Genomic DNA, 25,317 nt, shown 5'->3' on the forward strand with positions numbered 1-25,317 from the left:
CGTAGTAAAAAAGCCCGCTGTGTATGGGCTTGCTGGGGGTAGAACACCTTTCTGTTCAGACTCGTTCACTTTTTGCTCTTTGTCCGCCCCCAGACAATTCATTCTCTGTAAAAACCAATTTCAACTAATTATAATGCACTTAAAATCAAAACGAACGCTCAATTTTCGATAATGACCTCTTCCAATTTTTCCACCGAAAAGGCCGTTGCCCGCGCCGAAAACAGCTTTTTTGTGGCCGCCCACGTTGTTCTAAACAAGTCGGATTGCCGGTAAGCGTCCAGCGCCTCGGGCGTTTCCCAATGGCTATAGGTTACAAAACAATGGGGCTGGTCAAGATCGCGGAGAAGCTCCAGGTGACGACAGCCGGGAAAGGAACGAATCTTAGGTTTGGATGCGTTAAAAATAGCCAGGAAAGCCGTTATCTGGTCTTCCTGAAAACTCATTCGGACAATTCGAACCAACATAATTTTCTGGAGTTAGAGGCTAAGGGGCAAAGCAGGAACGCGTTCTGTCTTACTTTTACCACAAATTGATAATCCTTTTTACAAATGACGGCATTAGAAACGGTACAGCAGTATTACAACTATTTTAATCAAAAAGATTGGAACGGCATGTTATCGCTGTTGCATCCTGACGTACGCCACGAAGCGAACCAGGGCGACGTACGCATCGGCATCGAAAAGTTTACCGAATTTTTGCAGCACATGGACGAATCGTACGAAGAAACGCTGACGGACATGGTGTTGCTTAGCGAGCCAACGGATACGCGAATTGCCGCCGAATTTGTGGTGAACGGCATTTACAAAAAAGCCGAAGAAGGTCTACCGCCCGCCCACAACCAAACCTACGTGCTGCCGGCAGCCGCTCTTCTGGAAGTAAAAGAAGGAAAAATCAGCCGGGTAACTACTTATTACAACCTGCCGCTCTGGATTAAACTCGTTTCGGAATAAGCACTTCATGGCTTCAGAACAACTTTCTTTTGTAACCAGGCGCGGCCCGGAAATTGAAACGGTTTTCGACGAGCTGGCGGCGTTGCGCATGGCGGTCTTTCGCGATTATCCCTACCTCTACGAAGGAAGTCTGGACTACGAAAAAGACTACCTGAAAACGTACACCGCCGCCGATCGTTCTTTTTTATTTGCTGTTTACGCAGGTGAAAAGATGGTTGGTGCAACGACCTGCATTCCGCTCAGCGACGAAACAGCCGAGGTACGTCAGCCGTTTGTGGAGGCCGATTTTGATCTGGATACCATTTTCTATTTTGGCGAAAGTATTTTATTGCCGCCTTTTCGGGGTCTGGGTCTGGGACATCGCTTTTTCGACGAACGGGAAGCCCACGCACGCAGCTTTCAGACCTACCAAAAGGCTTGTTTTTGCTCTGTAGACCGACCTGAAAATCATCTGGCCAAGCCAGCAGACTACCGGCCAAACGACGTTTTCTGGACGAAGCGAGGTTATCAGAAACAGCCTTCGCTGACGAGTTCAATGCACTGGCCGGATCTTGGCGAGGCGGTTTCTACGCCAAAGACCATGATTTACTGGATGCGGAATTTATAAATAGTTGATTTCATGAATGTAACGATAGCCGCCGCCCAATACCCCATTACGGAGCACAGCAGCTTCGATTCCTGGCGCCGTCATACGGAACGGTGGGTAGCCGAAGCAGCCCAGCAAAACGCCCAGCTTTTGCTTTTCCCGGAATACGGAGCGATGGAGCTGGTTAGTATTTTTCCGAAGGAAATCAGGGAGAATATTCGCCAACAGGTCATTGAGCTGGAAAACGTGCGGGCCGATTTTTGCACTGTTTTTTCTGACCTTGCCCAACAGCATCAGGTGGTGATTGTAGCGCCTAGCCTGCCCGTTGTCGAAAAAGGGCAGGTTCATAACCGCGCTTACGTTTTTTCGCCCAAAGGCCTGGTCGGCTACCAGGATAAATTCTTCATGACGCGCTTTGAGGACGAAGAGTGGGGCATCCACAGCGCGCCCAAAAAACTGAGCCTTTTTGAGGCTTCGTGGGGCGCTTTTGGCATCCAGATCTGTTACGATGTGGAATTTGGTCTGGGTTCGCAGTTGCTGAGTGCGGCGGGGGCTTCGCTCATTCTGGCGCCAAGCTGCACGGAAACCATTCGGGGTGCCACGCGTGTTCACGTCGGCGCTCGGGCCCGGGCGCTGGAAAATCAGGCTTTTTCGGTTGTTTCTCAAACGGTTGGGAACGCTCTCTGGTCGCCAGCGGTTGATGTTAACTACGGATTTGCGGCTTTTTACAGCACACCGGATAAAGGACTACCAGAAGAAGGAATTCTTAAAACCATGCATCCGCAGCAGCCCGGGTGGCTCTTCGAAAGCCTTGATTTTGCACTGATTGAGGCCGTTCGGGCCGATGGCCAGGTGTTTAATTTCAAGGATCATCAGCGGTTGCAGACGGCTTTTTTGACCGATCAGGTTGATATAACGAAAATAACTCTTTAACAATACCCTTAACTAATTATGCAATACCGCACCTTTGGCCGCACAGGCTGGCAAGTAAGTGAAATTGGCTACGGCATGTGGGGCCTGGCTGGCTGGACCGGTTCTGAACGGCAGGAAGTTGATCAGGCCCTCGACCGCTCGGTCGAACTGGGTTGTAATTTCTACGATACGGCCTGGGCCTATGCCGAAGGCCTCAGCGAACAAATTCTGGCTGGTTTGCTGAAACGCTACAGCGACAAGCGCCTGTACGTAGCTACCAAAATTCCACCTAAAAACCGGAAGTGGCCTTCCAAGCCCGACTATGCGCTTAAAGACGTTTTCCCGGCTGACTACATCGTGGAATACACCGAAAAGAGCCTGAAAAACCTGGGTACTGAAACCATCGATTTGCAGCAGTTTCACGTTTGGGAAGATAGCTGGTCGGAGCAGGATGAGTGGAAAGAAGCCATTCAGAAGCTCACCAAGGAAGGCAAAGTGCAGGCGTGGGGAATCAGCATTAACCGCTGGGAGCCCAATAATGCGCTGCAAACGCTGCGTACGGGCCTGATTGATGCGGTGCAAGTTATTTACAACATTTTCGATCAAGCGCCGGAAGACAACCTGTTTCCGCTTTGCCGCGAACTGAATCTAGGCGTCATTGCCCGCGTTCCTTTTGACGAAGGCACCCTGACCGGTACGCTCACGAAAGAAACCACCTTCCCGGCTGATGACTGGCGCTCGACGTATTTTGTTCCGCAAAATCTAAATGCCAGCGTTGACCGTGCCGATGCCCTGAAGCCGCTTGTCCCCGAAGGAATGACTTTGCCCGAAATGGCCCTGCGTTTTATTCTACAAAATGACGATGTTTCGACGACGATTCCGGGGATGCGTAAGCTTCGGAACGTGGAAGCCAACATGGCCAGCAGCGACGGAAAGAACCTTCCGGCAGAATTACTTGCCGAGTTGAAAGGCCACCGCTGGGACCGCACGCCCACCGAATGGAGCCAATAGATATTTCTGATACGAAACGAAAAAGGCAGTCGATCGACTGCCTTTTTTTATGGCTTTTAACGAAAAACGCAGAATTAAGCCGCGCGGCTGGCCTGCGGACGACGCGTTGATCGGATTGTGCCGTTGCGCGCGCTTTCGAGCACCTCGTCGCTGATCACGCCTAGCTGGTGGGCGCGTTTCAGAACGAACTCAAACGGTAAATTGAAGTAATTGGAAACATCCATACGGAAACTATCCGGAAAGCGCGACAAGCGCACCCCAAAGAAGCTCCGAATTTCGGCCTCAGGCATGAGGGAAGCCAGCGCTACGCGCTCCGCTTCGGCCAGAAGTTCATCCCGATTAGGGTACAGCTTTTCCAGCCCAATGGCCGCCGTCAGAATGTGTAAAAAGACTTGCTTGTAAGAGCCCGCCAATTCGTAGGGAAGAATAATCCAGCCTTGCTCCCGGAAGCGAGCCGTGAAGCCCGTCAGGCCCGGAATACCGCGTAGTTCGCCCGCAACTATTTCGGTTGGAAACTGCAAACGACTGTCTCCTTTAGCTAGCCGATAAACAACAGCCTCTACCGGGCTTTTCTGAAACAATAAATCAGAAGGCATCTGGCGGCTATTGTCCCAATGATCGGTCAATTTAACAAATACGGCTTCGTTAACCGGCAGGTTTTGGGCCGTACCTAAACTAACGAGGAGCTGGCGATAAGACGCCAAAAAATCAATTTGCAGTTGATTCGCGTTGAATTTAGCTCGTTTCATATTGTATTAGTTTCCACGCCTGAACGGGTCAGCGAAGTGGTTTTTAGTCTTGTTGTTACTTTACGTAAAATGGAAATAAAGATACAACTTTTTTATCACTAATTCAACTGATAATCAAACTACTTAAAGGCTAAAAAAGGGGTTTCATTTTAGCTCTTTTTACTTCTTCCAGCGCAGGGTATTCAACAGGTGCATGACGTCTTTTCGAATGTATTCGATAACGGGTGCGAGCGAATCGTTTTCGGTAGCCGTGTTGAAATACAACGCACCACGCAGAAAATGATTGGTCGTATCGGTGGTGTAGAATTGCAGCTGACTCGGCACCTCGCCACTGATCGTAATTAGATTGGCCCCCTGCCCCGAAGGTAATCTTAGCGTTTGCTCTTTAAAGGCGTAGGCTTTTTCGTTGTGCTTGGCTGCTAATTTATAGGCGTCCTCAACCATCTTGGCTACCCGTTCGGGCTTACCCATAACGGGATGGTATGTAAGCTGGACGTTTGCCTTAAATTCGGGATAATAAATAAACAGCCAGTGCGGCTGAGCCCCCCGAAACGTGTCCGGCAAAATGCGGGCGTGCTTGGAATACTCGAAGCGGAAAGGATGAGTTTCGGCCAAGGGCTGGTACGCATGGGCGGGCATGTCTAGCCGGTTGTATCCTTTTGGTTTTGGGATATAATTATCGGCCCCTGAGCCACCGCAGGCCGCCAAAACCAACACAATCAGAACCGGCATCACATAGTGAACTAATTTCATATTGCCATAACGCGCAAAGCCCGGTTTTTGGTGCCGGGCTTTGCGCTTCTTTCTCAATGACTTTTATACGCAAAAATAGAGCTTACGAGTTAGCTAATTCCAGTTCTTCCTCCCGAACCGGCTCGCCCAGTAGCGTCCGAAAACGGTTGATATTGAACGTGGGCTCGACCCAGACTTCACCCAGCACAGGATGCTTAACCGGCACATCCGGGTTTTGAATTTCGCCTAATAACAAGCCTGTTTCGCCAGTGGTGTGGCGTTTGGCCTGCCGAACGGTATACATTTTATCTTTCGAGGGCGTTTTGATGCCAAATTCCGCGTAGAATGCCAGCACCTGGGGTAAAAATAGGTCGTTGATGCAGATAACTTCCATGATTTGATCCAAATTGTAACCCGTTTATAACGATGAGTTACCGCTTTTTAGTTCACGACTTAATCCTCAAACAAATTACCTAGCCCACCCAGCACCGAGCCACCTTCCTTTTTGGACTGTGAGCCACCAGCAGCCAGACGATCAACGAGTTTGGAGATCGGCATTGACTGAATCCAGACTTTACCCGTTCCTCGCAATGTGGCCAGGAAAAGGCCTTCACCCCCAAAAATCATCGACTTCAATCCACCCGAGCGCTGAATATCAAAGCTAATCGACGGCTCAAAACCAACAACGCAGCCCGTATCAACGCGCAGGGTTTCGTTATTTAACTGGCGTTCGATCACAACGCCACCCGCGTGAATAAACGCCATGCCATCGCCCTGAACCCGTTGCAGAATGAATCCTTCGCCTCCAAAAAGACCCGCGCCGATGCGTTGGTTGAAATGAATGGCCAGCGATGTTCCCAGGGCAGCGCACAGGAAGGAATCTTTCTGCACAATAAGCTGGTTTCCGTAAATGCTGGACAGATTGATTGGCATAACCGTTCCTGGATAAGGAGCCGCAAAAGCTACTTTCCGCTTGCCGTACCCGCGATTGGTAAAGTGAGTCATAAAGAGCGATTCGCCCGTTAAAAGGCGCGAACCGGCCTGAAAAACTTTACCCATGAACCCACCCGACGGCGACGAGCCATCGCCCATTTTGGTCTCAAACTGAATGCCGTCTTCCATATACAGCATGGCGCCGGCTTCAGCAATGACCGTTTCGTTCGGATCTAATTCGATTTCAACAATTTGGATGTCTTCACCAATGATTTTGTAATCAATCTCGTGGGAGCGCATACGTGTTTAGTAATTACGGTTTATTCTTCTTCTTCGCCCCCCTCCTCATTCTTATTTTTGAGGTCTTTGCGGTGGCGTAACTTTTTGTCATCAACCGTTTTGTTCAGGAACGCATTGATGCGGTCAATGTCATAACTATTTGTGATTTCACCAAAGGTATTGATTTTAATATCAAACCCTTCTAACTCTTTGTGTACTCGGGGCTTATCCTCTGATGAATCGTCTGATTTATTGGTTTTCTTTGCCATAACAAGAAAGAGTGTGGAATGAAAAGTTAAGAAGTATGGGTGAAGAATCCAATTGCTTGTAACCTTTTACCCGTACTTCTTAACTCTTAATAAAGCAAAACGTCCTGATCGAAGAACTAATTACCGGTCGCCAGTTCGCGTAAGGCCTTTTCCAGCCGCTGGATGGCATCTTCCTTCCCGATAATTTCGAGCGTGATCATTAAATCAGGACCAGCGCCAACGCCCGTCAATGCCAGTCGCAACGCCTGCATTACTTTCCCTTGCTTGATCCCGGCTGCTGTCAACGTTTCAGCAATAACCGTTTTAGCACTTTCGGCCGTAAAGGCTTCGTTTCCTGCCTGAAAGGCGTCCTTGATGGCCGTCACCGCCCGAATGGCGTCTTCGTTCCACTTGGCCGTCACCACGGCAGCGTCATAGCTGGCCGGTGCCTGAAAGAATACGTCCGATTGCTGGTAAATTTCGTGGGCAAACGAAACGCGCTCTTTCAACAAACTAACAATTTTTTCCGCTTTTTCTACGGAGCAGTTAATGCCATCCTGCGCCGCTTGCTCCACCAGCGTACCCGCCAGTTCTGCATTGGGTGTATTGCGCAGGTATTCGTGATTGAACCACTTGGCCTTCTGAATATCGAACCGCGCGCCCGCTTTGTGAATATTTTCCAGACTAAACGCCTGAATCAGTTCATCCAGCGTAAATAACTCTTGCTCAGTGCCCGGATTCCAGCCGAGAAACGCCAGAAAGTTGACCAGCGCCTCCGACAAGTAGCCATCTTCCCGGAAACCCCGCGCCACCTGCCCACTGGCTGGATCGGTCCACTGAAGCGGGAAAATCGGGAAGCCACCCAGATCGGCGTCGCGCTTGCTGAGTTTACCGTTTCCGTCAGGTTTTAGCAGCAACGGCAAGTGCGCAAACTGCGGCATGGTTGATTCCCAACCCAAATAGCGGTACAGCAACACGTGCAAAGGCGCAGAGGGCAGCCACTCTTCCCCCCGAATGACGTGCGTAATGCCCATCAAATGGTCGTCAACAATATTGGCCAGGTGGTAGGTCGGCATCCCGTCCGACTTCATGAGAACCTTGTCGTCAATCTGCGACGAATGCACCACGACCCAACCCCGAATCAGGTCATTGAGGCGAATGTCTTCTTTGCGGGGCACTTTCAGACGGATTACATATGGATCGCCCGACTCCAGCCGCGTTTTTACCTCATCGGCAGAGAGCGTCAGCGAGTTCTTCATTTGCAGCCGCGTGATGGAATTGTACTGCGCTGCCGGGGCGTTGGCTTCTTCCATCCGTTTCCGCATGGCTTCCAGTTCGTCGGCGGTATCGAACGCGTAGTACGCTTTTCCTTCTTTTACGAGGCGCTCGGCGTGTTCGTGGTAAATTTCTTTCCGCTCAGACTGGCGATAGGGGGCTTGCGGGCCGCCTTTGCCGTGCCCTTCGTCAATTTCAATGCCAACCCATTTCAGCGATTCCAGAATGTACTCTTCGGCGCCGGGCACTAAGCGATTCTGGTCGGTATCTTCAATGCGGAGCAGCATTTTGCCGCCGTTTTTACGAGCGAACAGGTAATTGTATAAGGCCGTCCGAACCCCGCCAATGTGCAGCGGTCCCGTTGGACTCGGTGCAAACCGGACCCGGACTTCTTTTGAATTTGTGGTCATAATTAAGAGCGAAATACGGCTAGACGAACAGAATAAACATGACTCTGAACGCTAGCCGCCTGGCTATTTTCTAAAGTTACTGAACAGCAATAACCGAGATCTCAACATTTACATCTTTGGGCAAACGGGCCACCTCAACGGTTTCACGAGCGGGTGGATTGTCGCTAAAGAAGCTGCCGTACACTTCGTTGATGGCCACAAAGTTGTTCAGGTCTTTCACGAAAATGCTGCTTTTAACAATGTTTTCGTAAGACAGTCCAGCCGCTTGCAGGATGGCTCCGATATTTTCCATGACCTTTTGGGTTTCTGCTTTGATATCGCCCGATTGAGAAACCTCAAACGCGATCTGACCAGAAACATAGAGTGTATTATTTACCAGAATAGCTTGGCTATAAGGACCGATTGGAGCGGGTGCGTCGGCCGAGTAGATTACTTTTTTATCCATGATGTAAACGTAGCTAACTTCTTGATTCGGTTAGACTGCAAAAGTCGGAAGGTTTCCGGCAGACACCAAATCGGCAGCCGCTTTTCTGTAGCAGATAAAAAAATCCGGCTCGATTTGGGGAGTCGAGCCGGATTAATTCATGAGGCAGATAATCACTTATAAACCGACGCTGAGCCGCAAACCGGGATAAACACTTTTGAAAGCTCCTTTGACGTACAGTTCGGGATGTACTTTGAACAGGCCTTTGTGATACACTGTACCGCTCAGGCGAAAGGTAGATGGCCCTCCAAAGCGCTGGCTCGAATAAACGGAAGCGCCCAGGTAAATGCCCGCCAGCACCCGGTTGTAGGAATTAATTTGTTTATTGCTTTGAGGCTCGTAGAACGTTAAACCAACATTGACAAAATCCATTCGGCCTGCTCCATTGAACGCAAAATTGGACAGATACCCCACCGAATAGCCGATCCGGCGGTACTGATTTGGCACAAAGGCAAAATCAATGGCCAGCGAAGGCGTCCACTGCGTTTTAATCAAACCAACCCCAATATTGGGCGAAATGACCAGCACAGGCCGTTTCGCCAGACCAGGATTGATCACCTCAGGCTCTTTTCCCTCGCGTTGAATAAGGTCAAAGGCTATGCCAGGCCTGGTCAGCGAATACGTCTGTTTATTATAGCTTTCTGCCGCCTGTATTGCTTTTTGCACCCTGGCATTTACCCCACCTTGCTGTACGATACGATTCAAATCAGCCAAGTTATTTACCAGAAAATACGCCTGAAACGAATCAGCTTCGCGCCAGGAAATATGCAGGGTATCCTGTTTGGTCTTTAACTGAATGGGCTCCTCACTTTCCTTGAACAGGAACGAAGCGGTGCGCTGCGGATACGTTCGCAAATCCAGGGCACGGTCCGTTTCTCCAATGCGAAAATGCGCATGAACCGCCTCGGTAAGCTCCCGCGTGGTGTCGGCCACTTTTTGGTAGTCGGTCAGGAAGAGGCGCAATGCCGAATCCAGATTTTGATGGGCTCGAACGTGGGCAAAATTGTCAAAACCCAGCAGAAGCGTGTTGCGCTGACCCAGATCGATTTCGATGTGGCTTTGCCCCTGAAAGGCTTCCCGATTTTCTTTTTTGCTCAGAATTGACCCTGAATTTTGAGCATACGTCGCCCCAACCAGGCCTATTAGAAGCCAGGGAATTAAACCAATACCTTTCATGGACTAATTTGATTTTGTGTGTTTAAAAAGAATGAGGGGCGGCGCTAGGTTCTTAGTCGCGTTGCCGGATTCTGCCGGGTCGTTGATGGTTCCAAGACGTACCAGACCCTGCGTGCGGTATAACTTAGGCTTTGTTTCTTCTTCTACCTGCCATTCATTGACGTGCATCACCCGAAAACGCTTTCGGGCCGCCGATTTCCGTGGAGATGCCACGGCAGCGATGGCTTCCTGCGCTGGTTGCTCGGTGCTCAAGGTTTCCGGTACCGCCATTTCGGCGGCTGAAGCGATGGGCTGATAAGCGGGGGCAACAACAACTTCTGCGTTTCTGGCTGGTATTTTTTCGCTAGAATTAGTAGCTAGCGCATTAGGACTTTGTTTCGTTCTGACAGCAATCGGCTCCCTAACGGCTATTGACTCCTGTTTTGGCACCACTTGTTTACTGCGCACGGCTTGGAGGCGCGATGGCTGAGTGATGGCTGCGGTTGGTTTTTCGCGCTCAGGCTGCATTAACCAAAAAAAAGTAAGGGCTCCTATTACGCAGGCTGCCACGGCCCATCGCCCCCACGCCAGCCGCTGCTTCTCTGGTTGCTTCAATTCCTGACTAAGGTTGCCCCAGACCCGCGCTGCATCAAAGGAAGGCACGGGGGCATCGGCCCCTTTCTCCAGGGCCTGCCGAACGAGTCGATCAATGGGTTCGTCGGATGTTGGTTTCATAGCCCTGTTTGATTAAAAGTTCCTGCAACATGGTCCGCGCTTTGCTCAACTGAGACTTCGAGGTATTTTCGCTAATCTGTAACTGCTCGCCAATTTCCCGATGGCTGTATCCTTCCACGACATACAGGTTGAAAACGGTTCGGTAGCCGGTGGGCAGTCGGGCAATCAAGGCCGTGATCAGGTCGGCATCTAAACCGCTGTCGGGCAGTGGCTTCGGGTCAGGTTGCAAGCTCATCGCCTCATCGGTATAAAGCGTCGGCAAACTGCGCATCGCCCGCAAATGCTGCAACGCTTCGTTCACCATAATTCGCCGAAGCCAGGCTTCAAAACTGTTTTCGTGACGATCCTGAAAACTACTGAGTGACCGAAATACTTTCAGAAATCCAGTCATCAACACCTCTTCGGCTTCCTGCTCGTTGCGCACGTAGCGCAAGCACACGCGGTACATCCGATTGGCATACCGTTCGAACAATCGTTTCTGGGCGAATGCATTACCTCGTTGACATTGTTCGATGAGCGGTTGATCCATACTGTGCGTTTCTATTGACAGAAATGCGGATTAGTTTGCTGGGGTTGCCTGAGCCGTTAAGTTTTTTGTCTTTTTATTTGGTATGGCTCATTTTAAATCAGGTAGCAAAAAAAGACCTGCCAGTTTCGACAACTAACAGGTCTTTAAATTCTACTTATTCAGCGCTTATTCAACAGTTACTGATTTCGCCAAATTCCGGGGCTGGTCTACGTTACGACCGCGCATGACAGCCACATAGTACGAAAGCAATTGCAGCGGAATAACGGAAATCAACGGCATGAGCATTTCGTGCACTTTGGGAATTTCAATCACAAAATCCACCATGCCCGGCAGCAGCGTATCGCCTTCCGTAGCGATGGCAATCACGCGGCCTTTGCGCGCTTTCACCTCCTGAATATTGGATACCACTTTTTCGTACGAACTGTCTTTAGCGGCAATAAACACCACCGGCATATCTTCGTCGATCAGGGCAATAGGGCCGTGCTTCATCTCGGCGGCGGGGTAGCCCTCGGCGTGGATGTACGAAATTTCTTTCAGCTTTAACGCCCCTTCCAGCGCAACCGGGAAGTTTAATCCGCGACCCAGATAGATAAAATTACGGGCGTAGGTGAAAATGTATGCAATCTCTTTGACCTTCTCGGCGTTCTGAAGCAGCTTCTCCACCTTGGCCGGAATTGCCTCCATCTCAGCCAGAAGCTGCCGGAATAGGCTATCCGAAATGGTGCCTTTGCGCTTGGCGGCGGAAAGGGCCATCAGCGTCAGAACGGTAACCTGCGCCGTAAACGCTTTGGTCGACGCCACCCCGATTTCGGGACCCGCGTGCGTATAAGCCCCGGCATGTGAGGTGCGCGGAATGGACGAACCCACTGCGTTACAAACCCCAAAAATCGTCGCTCCTTTTGACTTGGCTAGTTCGATAGCCGCCAAGGTATCCGCCGTCTCCCCCGATTGGGAAATGGCAATCACAATATCGCCTTCGGCAATGATTGGGTTCCGGTAGCGGAATTCTGAGGCGTATTCAACCTCAACCGGAATCCGGGCCAGTTCTTCAAAAATATATTCGGCCACCAGACCGGCGTGCCACGAGGTTCCGCAACCAACAATAATGATTCGCTTCGAAGCGGCCAGCTTGTCCAGGTAATCGCGCAAACCACCGAGTTGTAGATGCCCTTCGTCGGCCTTAACCCGACCGCGCATGCTATCGGCAATGGATCGAGGCTGTTCAAAAATTTCTTTCAGCATGAAGTGGTCAAAGCCGCCTTTTTCGATGGCTTCCAGCTCCAGCTCTACTTTCTGAATGTAAGGCGTCGTTTTGGTATTATCGAGGTTAACAATTTTTAGCTCCCCGTCCCGCACCGTTGCGATTTCGTAATCGTTCAGGTAAACAACATCTTTGGTATATTCGATGATTGGCGTGGCATCCGAAGCAAAGAAAAACTCGTTCTCACCCACTCCAATCACCAGTGGGCTTCCTTTGCGCGCGGCAATCAGCTGAGTAGGTTCATCTTCGGCAATTACCACGATGGCATACGCGCCAACCACTTCCAGCAACGCCTGCCGGACCGCTTCTTCTAGCGAACAACCCGTTTCTTTTTTAATGTCCTCGATGAACTGCATCAGCACCTCCGAATCCGTATCCGACCGAAATTCGTGGCCTTTCCGAATCAGGTTTTGCTTGATCGATGCGTAGTTTTCAATGATTCCATTATGAATCAGGGCCAGTTTTTTGTCGTGCGAGTAGTGAGGGTGCGCATTGACGTCGTTAGGCTCTCCGTGCGTCGCCCAGCGCGTGTGGCCGATGCCAATCCGGGCGTGCAGTTCTTTCGTAGCCAGCTCGGCTTCCAGATCGGAAACTTTCCCTTTTTTCTTGTATACTTTCAGGCCATCTCCGTTCAGCAGAGCAAGTCCTGAGCTATCATATCCCCGGTATTCCAGGCGCTTTAAACCTTTCAGGATCAGCGGACACGCCTCACGGTGTCCCACATAAGCTACAATTCCACACATATTGGCGAGATTAGTTAGCAGCTAAATAAAGGTATTATTGGTATAAACGCAAAAACCAGTCATTTACGACTGGTTTTTACCTAATTAAGTGAACTTTCCGGTTACTCGGCCAGTGTATAGAAAACAACCAGTTTAACGCTTTCCGGTGCATCCAGGACGGCAGCCGTCAACTGGGTGTTCAAATAAGTTTCTACCTGATAGGAAGTACCCAATTGTGTAGTAGGTATCAGTGTGCTAGCATTACCGGCTGTCGGCACCAGCACCAAACCCGTATTCGGCCTAAAATTGGTCAACAGCGCCTGAAAATAGCCCGTCACGTCGTACGAATAAGCGTTGCGCGTACGAGCGCCGTAAGTTGCTACCTCTGGATAGAACCACTGGCTAATCTGCTGAAAAGTACCCGTGTTGGTTTGCAACAGGTGCAGCACACGCGTGTTATTCCGATCGGTATAAGAAATCCTATTATTCGCGCTTGTCTCGGCCAAAGCCATGTAAAACGGCAAAAATGTTCCCGAAGCGCTTGATTTTGGCGTAATGGTCAATTCGGCGCGATTGATGGCAATGCGTCCCTGTTTTTTCAGGTTCTCAAACGTCGGAAAGGCAAGTTTGGTGGTCACACCCGTTCCGTTCTGGACGAATAGCTGGCCCCCCGTTGCGGAAGCAGGCAACGGATTGGTCGTTGTCAAACCCGCTAACTTTGTTCCGGCCCGGTTCGCTGTAACCTGCGTAAAGGCCGCCGCTCTGTAAATGCTGGGGTCAATGGAAAAACCAAGGCTGGAAGCGGTTGTCTCATTCGCTTTGTGGTAGTAAATAGCCACATAATTGATACTGAATCCAGTTGGCAACGATACAACCGATTTATTTCCGCTTCCGGGTACAAAAGCAAAGCCTTTGAACGCCTTCCGAAAATCCAGTCGTGTAACCGTTTTCCCTTTGAAAATATTAAGTATTTCTTGCCCAAACGCATCCGGCAATTTCGTCACAACGAGACTCGTATAGCTGTTGGGTCCAGACGTAAGACTAATTTTAGTCAAAGGCGTTGGGTCATAAGCCGCTGTGTTGTTGATCGTATACCGCTTTGTTGTATCAAGGTCTTCCGTTAGTCGGTGGAGGAAAATTTCCTGCGTTCCAGTCGTGTCACCATATGCATTTACGTAGCCACTAACGTACCTAATGGAGTCGTATATCGCCGTGTTATCTACGGTTACGGAGTTGATGATGGTTGTGTTGTTATACCCAAAATCAAACTGAGCAAATGCCTTTGCTGTAACCTTACCAAAGGTAGGATCGCTGTAATTCCCGATGAGCAGACGGTTATTTCGGCCCGTTTGCACTGAATCCAGCAGGATGGTTGACCTGGTAACGGTTAGCGTATCCGTATAAAGAACCCCGACGGGGGTAGTCGGGGTTAAACCGATTTCTTTGGGTTCTTCGCAGGCCGTCAACAGAGCTACTACACCAATCAGGAGACTTAATCCTTTACTAAAATTAGCCAACCAGCCCTGTGTAGAGGGTATAATAGCGTTCCGCGACATTCTCGTCTTCTTCTGTAAGTTCAATTTTCTTTTCAGACAAATCATTCAAAATACCAGTTAAGCTCTCGCTGAAGTCTTCATCAGCTTTCACAACAACGTCGGCGTAGGCACAACCCATACGGATAAAACCTTCAAAATCGCCGGAACGCAGGTGCGATAGCATTGCTTCGTCCACGTCCATCGCTTTGGCTTTTTCAACCAAATCTTCTGGAAAACGATAAGAGAATGAATTATTATACACCGAAAAGACTGATTTAGAGTCTTTGAACATCGGGTCGTTTTTATAAGTCGTTTTCAGGTACAGCGGAATCAGTGCTGTCATCCAGTCATTACAGTGAACGATGTCCGGTGACCAGCCTAATTTTTTCACGGTTTCCAGTACTCCTTTGCAAAAGAAAATGGCGCGTTCGTCGTTGTCCTCATAAAAGCGATTCTCTTTGTCAAAGAAAACGTGTTTCCGCTGGAAATAGTCTTCATTGTCGATAAAATACACCTGAAGTTTGGCATTGGGAATTGACGCCACTTTAATAATTAGGGGCTTTTCCTCATCACCAACGGTAATGTTGATACCCGACAAGCGAACAACTTCATGAAGCCGGTTTTTCCGCTCATTGATTAAGCCAAAACGAGGTACAAGGATGCGTATTTCCATACCACGCTCCTGCATCTCTTGGGGCAATTTCCGCACGAAATTGGCCACTTCTGACGTTTGAAGGAAAGGATTAATCTCGCTGGCAACGTAGAGAATCCGAAGTTTGCTCATAACACGATCGGGGGCTATAGAGTGTATATATCCCGTATTAGGGGATTTCAAAAAACTTGCAAAATTAAACAAAAAAAACCCAGATTTCAATAGGTTTTGCGCTATAAATTTGCACTTTTTGTATACTTGCCGGTTTTTGCGACCAGGGATTGGAGAAGGAAGGCTTAATGAACACTTTTTAGCCTTATGCTCCATGCCCTCCGCCTTCACTTCTTCAAGCCTTGTCATGTACGTTTTTGAAACCATTATTGCCTTAAAGCAGCATCTGGATCAGCACCGAAAGGGTGACCAACGCATCGGCTTCGTGCCCACCATGGGCGCCCTGCACGAAGGACACCTTTCGCTCCTGCAAGCCGCGCAGGAACAGTCCGACATTCGGGTGTGCAGCATCTTTGTCAACCCAACCCAGTTTAATAATCCGGATGATCTGGCGCGCTACCCCCGCACGCTCGACGCCGACCTGAAACTCCTTGAAGAAGCCGGCTGCGATGTTGTTTTTGCGCCCTCGGTGCAGGAAATGTACATTTCCCAGCCGCTGTTAACGCTGTCTTTCGGTGATCTGGAAACTGTGATGGAAGGCGCCTTCCGCCCGGGCCATTTCAACGGCGTTGGGATTGTGGTGGGCAAATTGTTCAACATTGTACAGCCGCATTACGCCTATTTTGGGCAAAAAGACCTGCAACAGGTGGCCGTTGTTAAACGTCTGGTGCGGGATTTGAGCTTTCCGGTTGACATTGTGCGCTGCCCCATCCTGCGCGAACCAGACGGACTGGCCATGTCTTCCCGCAACCGCAACCTCACCCCCGACGAACGGCAACAGGCTACTGAATTATACAACGCGCTCACCCTTGCCCAGTCGCTGCTTCAGGAAGATGGAGATTTGGCCAGGGCTAAAGATGCCGTCGCGAATCACTTTGCCCAGAAGCCTCAATTTCAGTTGGAGTATTTCGAGATTGCCAACGCCGATACGCTTCAACCCGCCGAGCAGCTACAGGCTCCGGGCATGACAGCGCTCTGCATCGCAGCCCAGTTAGGCAAAGTCCGCCTGATCGACAACCTGGTTTTCTAGCACAATTTCCTGAACTAAACCGTCTCACTGTTATGTTTTTGCGGTAACTGGTTCTAAACAGCGGATTCTATTAACTTTACCGCCCTATCGAAACCAGATAGCTTTTAATGCCCATGTTCATTACCGTAATGAAGTCAAAGATCCACCGGGTTCGGGTGACGCAGGCTGAACTAAATTATGTCGGCAGCATTACCATCGACGAAGACCTGATGGATGCCGCCGGAATGGTGGAAAACGAGCAAGTTCACATTGTTAACAACAACAACGGCGAGCGCCTGATTACGTACGTCATCAAAGGGGAACGTGGCTCGGGAATCATCTGCCTCAACGGAGCAGCAGCCCGCCGTGCGCAGGTTGGCGACATCATCATCATTATTGCGTATGGCATGATGAGCCAGGAGGAATCCAAAACCTTTAAACCGACGGTCGTCTTTCCCGACGATAACAACCGCTTGGTTCTGTAACTTTGCCATTTCGCATCTCCCGGATTGCCGCCGCGAAGCGGTTCCGGGCTTACTAAGCTATTACTAAGCCCGGAACCGACCGGGATACGTATGAAAAACATCATCAAGTACACTGTTTCGTTAGCCATTGCCGGGAGTTTGTTGTGGTATGTCTTTAAAGACATCGACCTCGGCGCTATGTTTGAGGCCTTCCAGAAAGCCGATTACCGCTGGATTATTGTCTCTGGATTGTTAACCATTCTGGCGCACTGGAGCCGCGCTTATCGCTGGAGTTTGCTGATGGAACCAGTTGTTGGCCGTCGCCCGGCGGCATTCGATACAACGGTAGCCGTCCTGACGGGTTATTTTGCCAACCTGATCATTCCCCGCATGGGTGAAGTGACACGCTGCGGAACGCTGAACCGTCTCGAAGGGGTTCCGGTCAACATCAGCTTCGGAACGGTCGTTGCCGAGCGCGTCTTTGATGCCCTGGCGCTTCTCTTTTTGATCGCCGCTACGTTTCTCCTGGAATTTGATCGCTTAAGTACGTTTTTCCTGGATTTCTTTTCCTCCAAGGTCAACGTCTCCGGTCTGCAAAACAATCCCTGGCCCCTCCTTGTCTTGGTTGGTGTGCTGCTGGGAATGGCTCTGCTGGCTTGGGTTCTCTACGGTCGCTACAAAGAAATCCTGCAACAAAAACCGCTTTACCAGAAAATTACGGCCTTTACGGGTGGTTTGGTAGAAGGTGTCCTCAGCGTTCGGAAACTGAAAAATCCCGGAGCGTTTCTTTTCCATACTATACTAATCTGGACGACGTACTATTTTATGTCGTACGTTCTGTTTTTCTCGCTGCCCCAAACCTCTGGCCTTAGCATGCTCGCGGGCTTGACTATTTTGATCATGGGAGGTATAGGCATGGCAGCACCCGTTCAGGGTGGGATTGGTCCGTTTCACTTACTGGTTGGAAATGCGCTGGTTCTGTACGGATTAACGCAGCAGGACGGCATTGTACTGGCCACTTTCATGCACGCTGTGCAGACTATTGTTACACTTTTGCTGGGCGCGATTAGTTTTCTGATCGTTTTGTTCCGCAGCAAGCGCGGCGCTACCGAAGATGTAGCGGAGCCGACTGCGCTCAATGTGGGCCGATGAGCCTTATATTTGTGCCATGACTGAATCTAAAATCCTCGCTCGCGAAGACGCCGCCCGGCAAGCCGACCAATGGCGTGCGGAAGGCCAACGCATCGTTTTTACCAACGGTTGTTTCGATATTGTTCACCTGGGTCACATTGATTACCTGGAAAAAGCCCGTGCTTTGGGCGATAAGCTCATTCTGGGACTCAATACAGATGCTTCGGTGAGTCGCCTGAAAGGACCGCTTCGTCCAGTTGTCAATGAATACGCCCGCGCCCGCCTCATGGCTTCTCTGGCTTTTGTGGATCTGATTACGCTTTTTGACGAGCCAACGCCTTTGGAGCTGATCCAGGTGGTTCGTCCTGATGTTTTGGTAAAGGGCGATGACTACACCATCGAAAACATCGTTGGTTCCGATTTCGTTATTCAACATGGAGGGAGTGTCGAAACAGTACCTCTGGTGGCTGGCTATTCGACGACGGCGCTGATTGAGAAGATTCGGGCGGCCTACGCGCAGTGATCAATGGCTGATCAGATTGGCGAATGGTCCTACAAATGGATAAAAACCGAACTAGACGCTTGTTTTCTGTTGTTATAGTAATGAAGTTAGTACGACAAACTGTACTTAAACTCTGAACTTTTAAACGTTTAATTGCCCTATGGCCGGTGTTTATATAATTGGTATAATTGTTATGCTCGTTAGCTTCTATGTAAGCTGGCGGCTGAAAAGCAAGTTTAATGAGTATTCGCAGATTGCGCTGGCCAATGGCCTGAGCGGGGCAGAAATCGCCCAGAAGATGCTGAATGAGAATAATATTTACGACGTTCGCGTTCTCTCGGTTGAAGGAATGCTGACGGACCACTATAATCCGCAGGATAAAACCGTTAACCTGAGTGCCGATGTTTATTATGGGCGATCTGTAGCGGCGGCGGCGGTTGCCTCCCACGAATGTGGTCATGCCGTGCAACACGCTACAGCCTACGGACCGCTGAAGTTCCGCTCGGCGATGGTGCCTTTTCTGACCATTTCGTCGCAGTACATGCAATGGGTTATTCTGGGTGGTATTTTACTAATTAACACTACTATTCTGCCCTTGGCCATTGGGGTTGCTCTCTTTGCGGTGACCACCATCTTTAGCTTTGTGACCCTGCCCGTCGAGTTTGACGCCAGCAAGCGTGCTTTGGCCTGGATTCAGAATCGGGGAGTGGTTAACCAACGGGAGTATGGTTTTGCAAAAGACGCCCTTCGCTGGGCCGCGATGACCTACGTGGTGGCCGCTATTGGTTCACTGGCTACTTTGCTCTACTACGTCAGCATTCTGATGGGTGGCCGTCGAAGCGATTGATAAATGCTCTTTAAAGCAAAAAGCCCGTCACTGTGACGGGCTTTTTTTGTTTATTCAGTATATTAAAAAAGCATGGCCTGGTAGCGCATTTCTTCCACGGCAGGAGTTGGCGCCATTTGAGAATCAATTAGATAACCAACAGCCGTAATCACTACAGCAATCAGCAAGGCTGGCCAGAATCCCCGTATGTAAAAGCTGGCCATCAGCTTATCAATTAGTTTCAAAATGAGAGCCGTCACTATCAGACGAACAAGCCCAGTTAATAGAAATAAGGTCACCAGATTTAACGGAAAGCGAATCAGCCAGCCAATGAGGAAGTTCAGTATAGCCAGCAAAAAAGCCACTAGCAGCGCTGTTGTGAAATTTTTCACGTCAACCTGAGGCATGAGGTATGCCAAACCAAAAATAACCGTTGCGTCAATCAGTAAATGGAGGATAAAATTCATAGTAGGAAGAGATTGGTTGATCTACGTCATCTTAAACACAATCTTCCTGGAGTTGTTCATACGTTAGTGAAAACGACAAATAAATGAAATCCATTTCGTTACCAGTATTCCTGATTTGGTTCCTTGCTACGGTTTCCTGTGGCCAGAACTCCACGTCCAAGCCGACTTTAACGCAAACATCAGACTCTGTTTATCAATACCGCGACGCAGCGCAGGACGGCATTGGCAAAGTTTATATGGGTCGCGAGATTGCACAGGTCATGGGTCATTTAGGGGCCGAGTGGCTGGAACGACCCGAACGGGAGCAGGAAGAGCGTACGGATTTGCTCCTGAAATTGCTTCGCCTCAAACCGACGGATGTGGTAGCCGACATTGGCGCCGGAACGGGGTATTTTTCTTTCCGGCTGGCCCCTGAGCTACGGCAGGGAAAGGTTCTGGCCGTTGATATTCAGCAAGAAATGATTGACCTCTTGAACCAGGCCAAGCAAAAGAACAAAGCTACCAATGTAGAAGCAGTTTTAGGCACTATTTCCGACCCGAAACTTCCACCCAATAGCATTGACATGGCCTTGATGGTGGATGCCTACCATGAGTTTTCGCACCCTTACGAAATGATGCGAAACATTGCTACAGCGCTCAAGCCAAATGGCCGCGTTGTCTTGGTCGAATACCGCGCCGAGGACCCCAGCGTACCAATCAAAACACTCCACAAAATGAGTGTTGCTCAGGCAAAAAAAGAACTGCAAGCCGTTGGCTTGCAGTTCGATGCAGTCTATAAAAACTTACCGCAGCAGCACGTTCTTGTTTTTTCCAAACGCGCTCCCGGGAATTAAACCAGAATATTTTTATCCCCTAATTTGCTCTTCCGGTAGCCATAGGTGAAGTAGATTACCAAGCCAATAATTAGCCAAATAATGAAAATGGCCCAGTTGCTAATACCCAACTCGGTCATTAAATACAGGTTGGTCAGGATACCCAGCACGGGGAGCAGCGAAAAATTAAACATAAAGCTTCCTACCGATAGCCCTAGCCACACCAACCAGAAGACGCCCAGCAGTGGCTTCTCGCTCAGACTGCTCATGAAATGACCCGATTGCACCACTAACACGAGCGCCACCAGCAAACCGACGCCAACAATGAACTTGCCGTTGACGTAAGGAACGCGGAATTTTGAATATTTCGACAGCCCTTTCGCATCGAGGTATAGAATGCCACCGCAGACCAGAATAAACGCAAAAAACGTTCCGACGCTGGTTAGGTCGATAAAGAACTGCATGTCCAGAAACAAAGACGGTATGGCTACCAGAAAACCCGTCATAATGGTGGCGAACGAAGGCGTCCGGTAACGCGGGTGAATCTCCGAAAACTTCTGCCACAACAGTCCATCGCGGCTCATCGCCATCCAGATACGGGGCTGGCCCAATTGATAGACCAGTAAAGCACTCGTAATGGCCACAACGGCGCTCACGGAGATAACGCCGGCTACGAAATCCATGTTCACTTTCTGGAATACGTACGACAGCGGATCATCAACTCCCAATTCCTTGTAATTGACCATTCCAGTCAATACCAACGTAATCAAAACGTACAGAACGGTGCAGATGATCAAGCAGTAAATCATGGCACGTGGTAGGTCACGCTGCGGGTTTTTGCACTCTTCGGCGGTAGTAGAAATAGAGTCGAAACCAATGAAGGCAAAAAACACGGACGCGACGCCGCCCAAAACGCCCGTTACGCCATTAGGGGCAAAAGGCGACCAATTTTCGGGCTTGATAAAAAAAGCACCGGCTACAATAACCAGCAGAATAACCGCTAATTTCAAGACAACCAGAATGTTGCTGGCCGTACGGGATTCTTTGATTCCCCGGTAAACAAGGTACGTAATCAGAACAGTAATCAGGCCAGCGGGCAAATCCATGATCATTCGCAGGTCGCCCCAGTGCGGAGCCTGTACGAACGCTTCGGCAAGCAACCGCTCATTGGAAGTAATTTCTGAGGCAATCCCGCCACCCGTCTGCACTTTGTTGTAAGCTGCCAGGGCCGAGCCGTAGTCAGTTGACAGATAGGCCGGGAATTTTACCCCAAATCCCGCCAGCATGGACGTGAAGTATTCGGACCAGGAAATGGCTACCACCATGTTACTCACAGCATATTCCAGAATCAACGCCCAGCCAATAATCCAGGCAAAGATTTCACCGAACGAAACGTAAGCATAGGTATAAGCGCTCCCACTAACGGGCACCGTAGAAGCAAACTGAGCGTAACTAAGCGCCGTAAACACGCAGGCAATGGCGGTAAACACAAACAACAGCGAAACGGCGGGGCCGCCTTCCACACTGGCCCGACCAATTGTACTGAAAATACCGGCTCCAATGATGGCGGCAATCCCAAACGAGGTAAGGTCACGAACCCCCAGTGTCTTGAGCAAATTGGCCGAATGTTCACCAGTGGGACTCTTTCCAGTATCGCTCATGATCTGCGTCACTGATTTTTTACGGAAAATGGATTCGCTCATACGCGTCTAGGCAGTTATAGATTGGCGTTAGTTGGCTGAAATACCGCTAACGGCCGATTAAAAGTAAGTTGTATTAAGTTCTAAAAAATCATTAATTGGCAATCTTGGCCTTAAAAAAAGCCTGCCTGCAAAATTTTCAATGCTAAAAATAGAAATACTTTTCAAATTTGAAGCGTTTCTATAAAATCATGTCCATCCAGATCCAAAACCTAACAAAATTATACAGCCGAGCTGGTAGCACCAACCAACGAGCCGTTGATTCTATCTCATTTTCGGTGCAGCCGGGCGAAGTCGTTGGCTTTCTGGGCCCTAACGGAGCCGGAAAATCCACCACGATGAAAATCGCTACGGGCTACCTGCCCCCTACCGAGGGAACCGTTCTCGTGAATGGTTTCGATGTGCGTACGCAGTCGATGGAGGTGCGCCGAAGCATTGGCTACTTACCGGAGCACAATCCGTTGTATCTGGACATGTACGTGAAGGAGTATCTGCGCTTTGCGGGATCTTTGCACGGACTGAGCGGTCAGGCCTTATCGAACCGGATTGCCGACATGATTGAGCTGGTGGGTCTGGGGCGTGAGCAACACAAGCAACTTGGCCAGTTGTCAAAAGGGTATCGCCAGCGCGTGGGGCTGGCGCAGGCGTTAATTCATAACCCGCCGGTGCTGATTCTCGACGAACCCACCACGGGACTAGACCCGAATCAGCTTTCAGAGATCAGGCAGGTTATTCGCGACGCCGGACGCGAAAAAACGGTTCTTTTTTCTACCCACATCATGCAGGAAGTAGAAGCGCTTTGCCACCGGGTTGTCATCATTAATCGGGGGAAAATCGTGGCAGAAGGCAGCCTCGACAGCCTGCAGAGTGCAACCGCCGACACGATAACCGTTATTGCCGAATTTGAGCAGGAATTAGCTGATTCAACTATGCTGGCTCTGCTTCCCGGCGTGCAACACCTCGAAACGCTGGGACAGGGGCGCTACCAGCTTACTGCCGACCGCCAATCCGATTTGCGGGCGGCGATTTTCCGGCTCGCTGCCGACAAAAACCTGACGCTGGTTGGTCTAAAACAGCAGGAAAGCAGTCTGGAAGGAATATTCAAGCAACTAACAACGAATCAGGAAGGATAACCACCCGACTGGTGGCACCCTTCCTGACTCGATCTTCGTATATGGGCTATTTCCGCGCGGAGGCGAGCAAAGGATATTGATCAAAAATAGATCGGACGATGCCTTTAAAGTAATTGTTCTTGAAGTTTGGATGTTTGGTTACCCGTGAAGCGTATCCTTTCCAGATTACCTGATAAGTTTCTGCGTCGATCAGCGAAATCATCAGGGTGCCTTCGTCCAGGTTGTAATCAATGCGTTTGTAAGTAGCATCACCGTCTTCGCTCACCACCCAGTCTTTGATGACCGGCTGCTGATAGCCGCGAAAACGCAGGTCATTCCGGAAAATATTGTAAGAAATCAACAAGTGCGGACCCCGATTGGCAACCTGGTATCCACGAGCCTCCATCTGGTGACGAATCGCATCCTGAATATCTGAACAAAGCAGCGTTGAATCAACATACTCACACTCCAGAAAATTGAACGACTCGTAATTTTTGAAATGCCCTTCATAACTGTAATCGTGCTCCACGAATAACTTACCAGGCATGCAACCTACTAACCCAACCAGGGCCACAACAATCAAAAGTCCAATAGAATTCTTCATACAATTTTCTTAACCGTAAAACTCTGACATTTAAGACGAAACTGGTTTTTTTTACCTATTGTTCAATAAAATTTCCTTAAACTGGGCAATAACCGAATATAGCAAATACTAAACGGCAAAGTGATATTCAAGCAATACTTTTATTTTACAATCACCAGACTTTTCAGCAGTTTAATTGTAGAAATTGCACTTTTGATTCAAAAAGGTACTAAGCCCGGTAATACTCCAACGCCCGGCGCATGTCCCCGGCCGAAACCGTAATATCATAGGCACACGTTCCAGCGCCATTGAGCAGCGCCATTCTTATTTCACCGCTCCGATTCTTCTTGTCATGGCGAGTCAGCGCCAGAATAGGCTCGATGTCGGCATCGGCCAGTTTCACCCGGCCATACATAGAAAATAAGTACTCTTCAATTTGGGCAAGCAGGCGCTCGTCCAGCATTTTTTTCTGGTAAGCGATAAAGGCTTCTGCCAACATTCCGGCGGCAATGGCCTCTCCGTGCAACAACCGTTTCTTTGGGTCAGCCAGAAAATACGTCTCGATGGCATGACCAATGGTGTGACCGAAGTTTAGAATCTTACGAATATTCTTCTCGGTTGGATCTTGCTCAACGATTTTTTTCTTTACCTCCACCGAATGCGCAACCAGATCTTCCCAGTTCTGTTCGTGCAGATCGCGGCGGCGGATCTCGTTCCATTTGTCACTGTCCGCAATCAAACAGTGCTTGATCACCTCGGCAAAGCCCGAACGCAGTTCCCGTTCAGAAAGGCTTTGCAGAAAAGCCGGATCGATCAGAACAGTTTCCGGCAGTTTGAACACACCAATATGGTTTTTAAATCCGTGAAAGTCAATACCTAACTTTCCGCCCACGCTGGCATCTACCTGCGAGAGCAGCGTAGTTGGCAGCTGGATAAAATCGATTCCACGCTTATAGGTAGCCGCGCAAAAACCGCCCATATCGCCAATCACCCCGCCTCCCAGGTCAATAACCAGCGCATGGCGGTCAAATTGCGCTTTTGTCAGAGCTTGCCAAATGATTTCGCAGGTAGCCAGGTGCTTGTGTCCTTCGCCCGCCGGAATGGTGATCAGCACGTGCTTGGGCAGCAATTTTTTTACCAAAGGGTAACAAAATTTTTTCGTGTTCGTGTCTACCAGAACGGCAACAGCGGTATAGGAATGGCTATTTAAAAAATGGGGCAAACTTTCGGAGACAGGGGCCAGTACGACAGACATAGGAAATCAGGATTGGTGCAAAATGCAAAGGTACGTAGCTGCCTGCTTGAATCGAAACAATTTCGTGATTGTCAACTCGGTAGCGCAGCATCAGCGTGCAGTCATTAAATTGTTTAATAAACTCAGT

The 25,317-nt window shown here is 49.6% G+C and carries 29 protein-coding genes; 11 read left to right on the forward strand and 18 right to left on the reverse strand.

Features of this window, described 5'->3' with window-relative positions; translation table 11 throughout:
• Nucleotides 1–158 precede the first annotated feature (158 nt).
• Nucleotides 159–464, reverse strand: coding sequence for a putative quinol monooxygenase (locus L0Y31_RS04155; RefSeq protein WP_234735875.1), 306 nt, complete (start codon nt 462–464; stop codon nt 159–161).
• An 84-nt stretch (nt 465–548) separates the two neighbouring features.
• On the opposite strand from L0Y31_RS04155, the gene L0Y31_RS04160 reads away from it, so the two are divergent.
• Genes L0Y31_RS04160 through L0Y31_RS04175 form a run of 4 tightly spaced genes read left to right on the forward strand, consistent with a single transcriptional unit; the run spans nt 549 to nt 3,459 of the window.
• Complete coding sequence (locus tag L0Y31_RS04160) at nt 549–950, forward strand: nuclear transport factor 2 family protein (RefSeq protein ID WP_234735876.1); 402 nt, start codon at nt 549–551, stop codon at nt 948–950.
• A 7-nt stretch (nt 951–957) separates the two neighbouring features.
• Complete coding sequence (locus tag L0Y31_RS04165; RefSeq protein WP_234735877.1) at nt 958–1,557, forward strand: GNAT family N-acetyltransferase; 600 nt, start codon at nt 958–960, stop codon at nt 1,555–1,557.
• Between the two features lie 12 nt (nt 1,558–1,569).
• Nucleotides 1,570–2,469: a carbon-nitrogen hydrolase family protein gene (locus L0Y31_RS04170; RefSeq protein WP_234735878.1), complete on the forward strand. Its 900-nt coding sequence runs from the start codon at nt 1,570–1,572 to the stop codon at nt 2,467–2,469.
• Between the two features lie 18 nt (nt 2,470–2,487).
• Entirely contained in the window at nt 2,488–3,459 is a 972-nt protein-coding gene (locus tag L0Y31_RS04175) for an aldo/keto reductase (protein ID WP_234735879.1), read from the forward strand.
• 74 nt (nt 3,460–3,533) lie between these two features.
• On the opposite strand, the gene L0Y31_RS04180 is transcribed toward L0Y31_RS04175, so the two are convergent.
• From L0Y31_RS04180 to L0Y31_RS04240, 13 genes are all read right to left on the reverse strand, one after another.
• On the reverse strand, nt 3,534–4,208 hold the full coding sequence (locus tag L0Y31_RS04180) for a hypothetical protein (RefSeq protein ID WP_234735880.1): 675 nt from the start codon (nt 4,206–4,208) through the stop codon (nt 3,534–3,536).
• Nucleotides 4,209–4,367: 159 nt separating this feature from the next.
• Nucleotides 4,368–4,961: a gliding motility lipoprotein GldD gene (gene gldD, locus L0Y31_RS04185; protein ID WP_234735881.1), complete on the reverse strand. Its 594-nt coding sequence runs from the start codon at nt 4,959–4,961 to the stop codon at nt 4,368–4,370.
• Between the two features lie 82 nt (nt 4,962–5,043).
• Nucleotides 5,044–5,334, reverse strand: coding sequence for a hypothetical protein (locus tag L0Y31_RS04190; RefSeq protein ID WP_234737115.1), 291 nt, complete (start codon nt 5,332–5,334; stop codon nt 5,044–5,046).
• 59 nt (nt 5,335–5,393) lie between these two features.
• Entirely contained in the window at nt 5,394–6,173 is a 780-nt protein-coding gene (locus L0Y31_RS04195; RefSeq protein WP_234735882.1) for a TIGR00266 family protein, read from the reverse strand.
• A gap of 20 nt (nt 6,174–6,193) precedes the next feature.
• Nucleotides 6,194–6,421, reverse strand: coding sequence for a hypothetical protein (locus L0Y31_RS04200; protein WP_234735883.1), 228 nt, complete (start codon nt 6,419–6,421; stop codon nt 6,194–6,196).
• Nucleotides 6,422–6,537: 116 nt separating this feature from the next.
• Complete coding sequence (gene gltX / locus L0Y31_RS04205) at nt 6,538–8,085, reverse strand: glutamate--tRNA ligase (protein WP_234735884.1); 1,548 nt, start codon at nt 8,083–8,085, stop codon at nt 6,538–6,540.
• A gap of 76 nt (nt 8,086–8,161) precedes the next feature.
• Nucleotides 8,162–8,530, reverse strand: a complete 369-nt coding sequence (locus tag L0Y31_RS04210) for a Rid family detoxifying hydrolase (protein ID WP_234735885.1) — start codon at nt 8,528–8,530, stop codon at nt 8,162–8,164.
• A 156-nt stretch (nt 8,531–8,686) separates the two neighbouring features.
• Nucleotides 8,687–9,745 (reverse strand): hypothetical protein, encoded by a 1,059-nt coding sequence (locus tag L0Y31_RS04215; RefSeq protein WP_234735886.1) that lies wholly within the window; start codon nt 9,743–9,745, stop codon nt 8,687–8,689.
• 3 nt (nt 9,746–9,748) lie between these two features.
• Nucleotides 9,749–10,459 carry a hypothetical protein gene (locus L0Y31_RS04220; protein WP_234735887.1) on the reverse strand — a complete coding sequence of 237 codons (711 nt, stop codon included), beginning with the start codon at nt 10,457–10,459 and terminating at the stop codon, nt 9,749–9,751.
• Nucleotides 10,431–10,988 carry an RNA polymerase sigma factor gene (locus L0Y31_RS04225; RefSeq protein WP_234735888.1) on the reverse strand — a complete coding sequence of 186 codons (558 nt, stop codon included), beginning with the start codon at nt 10,986–10,988 and terminating at the stop codon, nt 10,431–10,433. The genes L0Y31_RS04220 and L0Y31_RS04225 overlap by 29 nt, the downstream gene beginning before the upstream one ends.
• Before the next feature lie 165 nt (nt 10,989–11,153).
• Nucleotides 11,154–12,992: a glutamine--fructose-6-phosphate transaminase (isomerizing) gene (gene glmS, locus L0Y31_RS04230; protein ID WP_234735889.1), complete on the reverse strand. Its 1,839-nt coding sequence runs from the start codon at nt 12,990–12,992 to the stop codon at nt 11,154–11,156.
• A 101-nt stretch (nt 12,993–13,093) separates the two neighbouring features.
• Complete coding sequence (locus L0Y31_RS04235; RefSeq protein WP_234735890.1) at nt 13,094–14,527, reverse strand: DUF4270 family protein; 1,434 nt, start codon at nt 14,525–14,527, stop codon at nt 13,094–13,096.
• Nucleotides 14,481–15,290: a glycogen/starch synthase gene (locus tag L0Y31_RS04240; RefSeq protein ID WP_234735891.1), complete on the reverse strand. Its 810-nt coding sequence runs from the start codon at nt 15,288–15,290 to the stop codon at nt 14,481–14,483. The genes L0Y31_RS04235 and L0Y31_RS04240 overlap by 47 nt, the downstream gene beginning before the upstream one ends.
• A gap of 226 nt (nt 15,291–15,516) precedes the next feature.
• Here L0Y31_RS04240 and panC point away from each other — a divergent pair, with 226 nt between their 5' ends.
• The 5 genes from panC (at nt 15,517) to L0Y31_RS04265 (ending at nt 19,282) form a co-directional block, all read left to right on the forward strand.
• On the forward strand, nt 15,517–16,359 hold the full coding sequence (panC, locus tag L0Y31_RS04245; protein ID WP_234735892.1) for a pantoate--beta-alanine ligase: 843 nt from the start codon (nt 15,517–15,519) through the stop codon (nt 16,357–16,359).
• Nucleotides 16,360–16,472: 113 nt separating this feature from the next.
• On the forward strand, nt 16,473–16,823 hold the full coding sequence (panD, locus tag L0Y31_RS04250) for an aspartate 1-decarboxylase (RefSeq protein ID WP_234735893.1): 351 nt from the start codon (nt 16,473–16,475) through the stop codon (nt 16,821–16,823).
• 90 nt (nt 16,824–16,913) lie between these two features.
• Nucleotides 16,914–17,954 (forward strand): lysylphosphatidylglycerol synthase transmembrane domain-containing protein, encoded by a 1,041-nt coding sequence (locus tag L0Y31_RS04255; protein WP_234735894.1) that lies wholly within the window; start codon nt 16,914–16,916, stop codon nt 17,952–17,954.
• A 16-nt stretch (nt 17,955–17,970) separates the two neighbouring features.
• Complete coding sequence (gene rfaE2, locus L0Y31_RS04260; RefSeq protein ID WP_234735895.1) at nt 17,971–18,456, forward strand: D-glycero-beta-D-manno-heptose 1-phosphate adenylyltransferase; 486 nt, start codon at nt 17,971–17,973, stop codon at nt 18,454–18,456.
• Between the two features lie 139 nt (nt 18,457–18,595).
• Nucleotides 18,596–19,282 carry a zinc metallopeptidase gene (locus tag L0Y31_RS04265; RefSeq protein ID WP_234735896.1) on the forward strand — a complete coding sequence of 229 codons (687 nt, stop codon included), beginning with the start codon at nt 18,596–18,598 and terminating at the stop codon, nt 19,280–19,282.
• A 62-nt stretch (nt 19,283–19,344) separates the two neighbouring features.
• On the opposite strand, the gene L0Y31_RS04270 is transcribed toward L0Y31_RS04265, so the two are convergent.
• On the reverse strand, nt 19,345–19,728 hold the full coding sequence (locus L0Y31_RS04270) for a phage holin family protein (RefSeq protein ID WP_234735897.1): 384 nt from the start codon (nt 19,726–19,728) through the stop codon (nt 19,345–19,347).
• Between the two features lie 83 nt (nt 19,729–19,811).
• Here L0Y31_RS04270 and L0Y31_RS04275 point away from each other — a divergent pair, with 83 nt between their 5' ends.
• Nucleotides 19,812–20,561, forward strand: a complete 750-nt coding sequence (locus L0Y31_RS04275) for a class I SAM-dependent methyltransferase (protein ID WP_234735898.1) — start codon at nt 19,812–19,814, stop codon at nt 20,559–20,561.
• On the opposite strand, the gene L0Y31_RS04280 is transcribed toward L0Y31_RS04275, so the two are convergent.
• The gene (locus L0Y31_RS04280; RefSeq protein WP_234735899.1) at nt 20,558–22,243 is read right to left on the reverse strand and encodes an amino acid permease; all 1,686 of its coding nucleotides are present in this window, start codon (nt 22,241–22,243) and stop codon (nt 20,558–20,560) included. The genes L0Y31_RS04275 and L0Y31_RS04280 overlap by 4 nt on opposite strands.
• Before the next feature lie 188 nt (nt 22,244–22,431).
• Between L0Y31_RS04280 and gldA the strand changes: the two genes are divergently transcribed.
• Nucleotides 22,432–23,373, forward strand: coding sequence for a gliding motility-associated ABC transporter ATP-binding subunit GldA (gene gldA, locus L0Y31_RS04285; protein ID WP_234735900.1), 942 nt, complete (start codon nt 22,432–22,434; stop codon nt 23,371–23,373).
• 46 nt (nt 23,374–23,419) lie between these two features.
• On the opposite strand, the gene L0Y31_RS04290 is transcribed toward gldA, so the two are convergent.
• Both L0Y31_RS04290 and aroB read right to left on the reverse strand, forming a co-directional pair.
• Complete coding sequence (locus tag L0Y31_RS04290) at nt 23,420–23,956, reverse strand: DUF4136 domain-containing protein (protein WP_234735901.1); 537 nt, start codon at nt 23,954–23,956, stop codon at nt 23,420–23,422.
• A 208-nt stretch (nt 23,957–24,164) separates the two neighbouring features.
• Entirely contained in the window at nt 24,165–25,190 is a 1,026-nt protein-coding gene (gene aroB / locus L0Y31_RS04295; RefSeq protein WP_234735902.1) for a 3-dehydroquinate synthase, read from the reverse strand.
• Between the last annotated feature and the right edge of the window lie 127 nt (nt 25,191–25,317).

Source organism: Tellurirhabdus bombi, assembly GCF_021484805.1.
In the GTDB taxonomy this organism is placed as follows: Bacteria; Bacteroidota; Bacteroidia; order Cytophagales; family Spirosomataceae; genus Tellurirhabdus; species Tellurirhabdus bombi.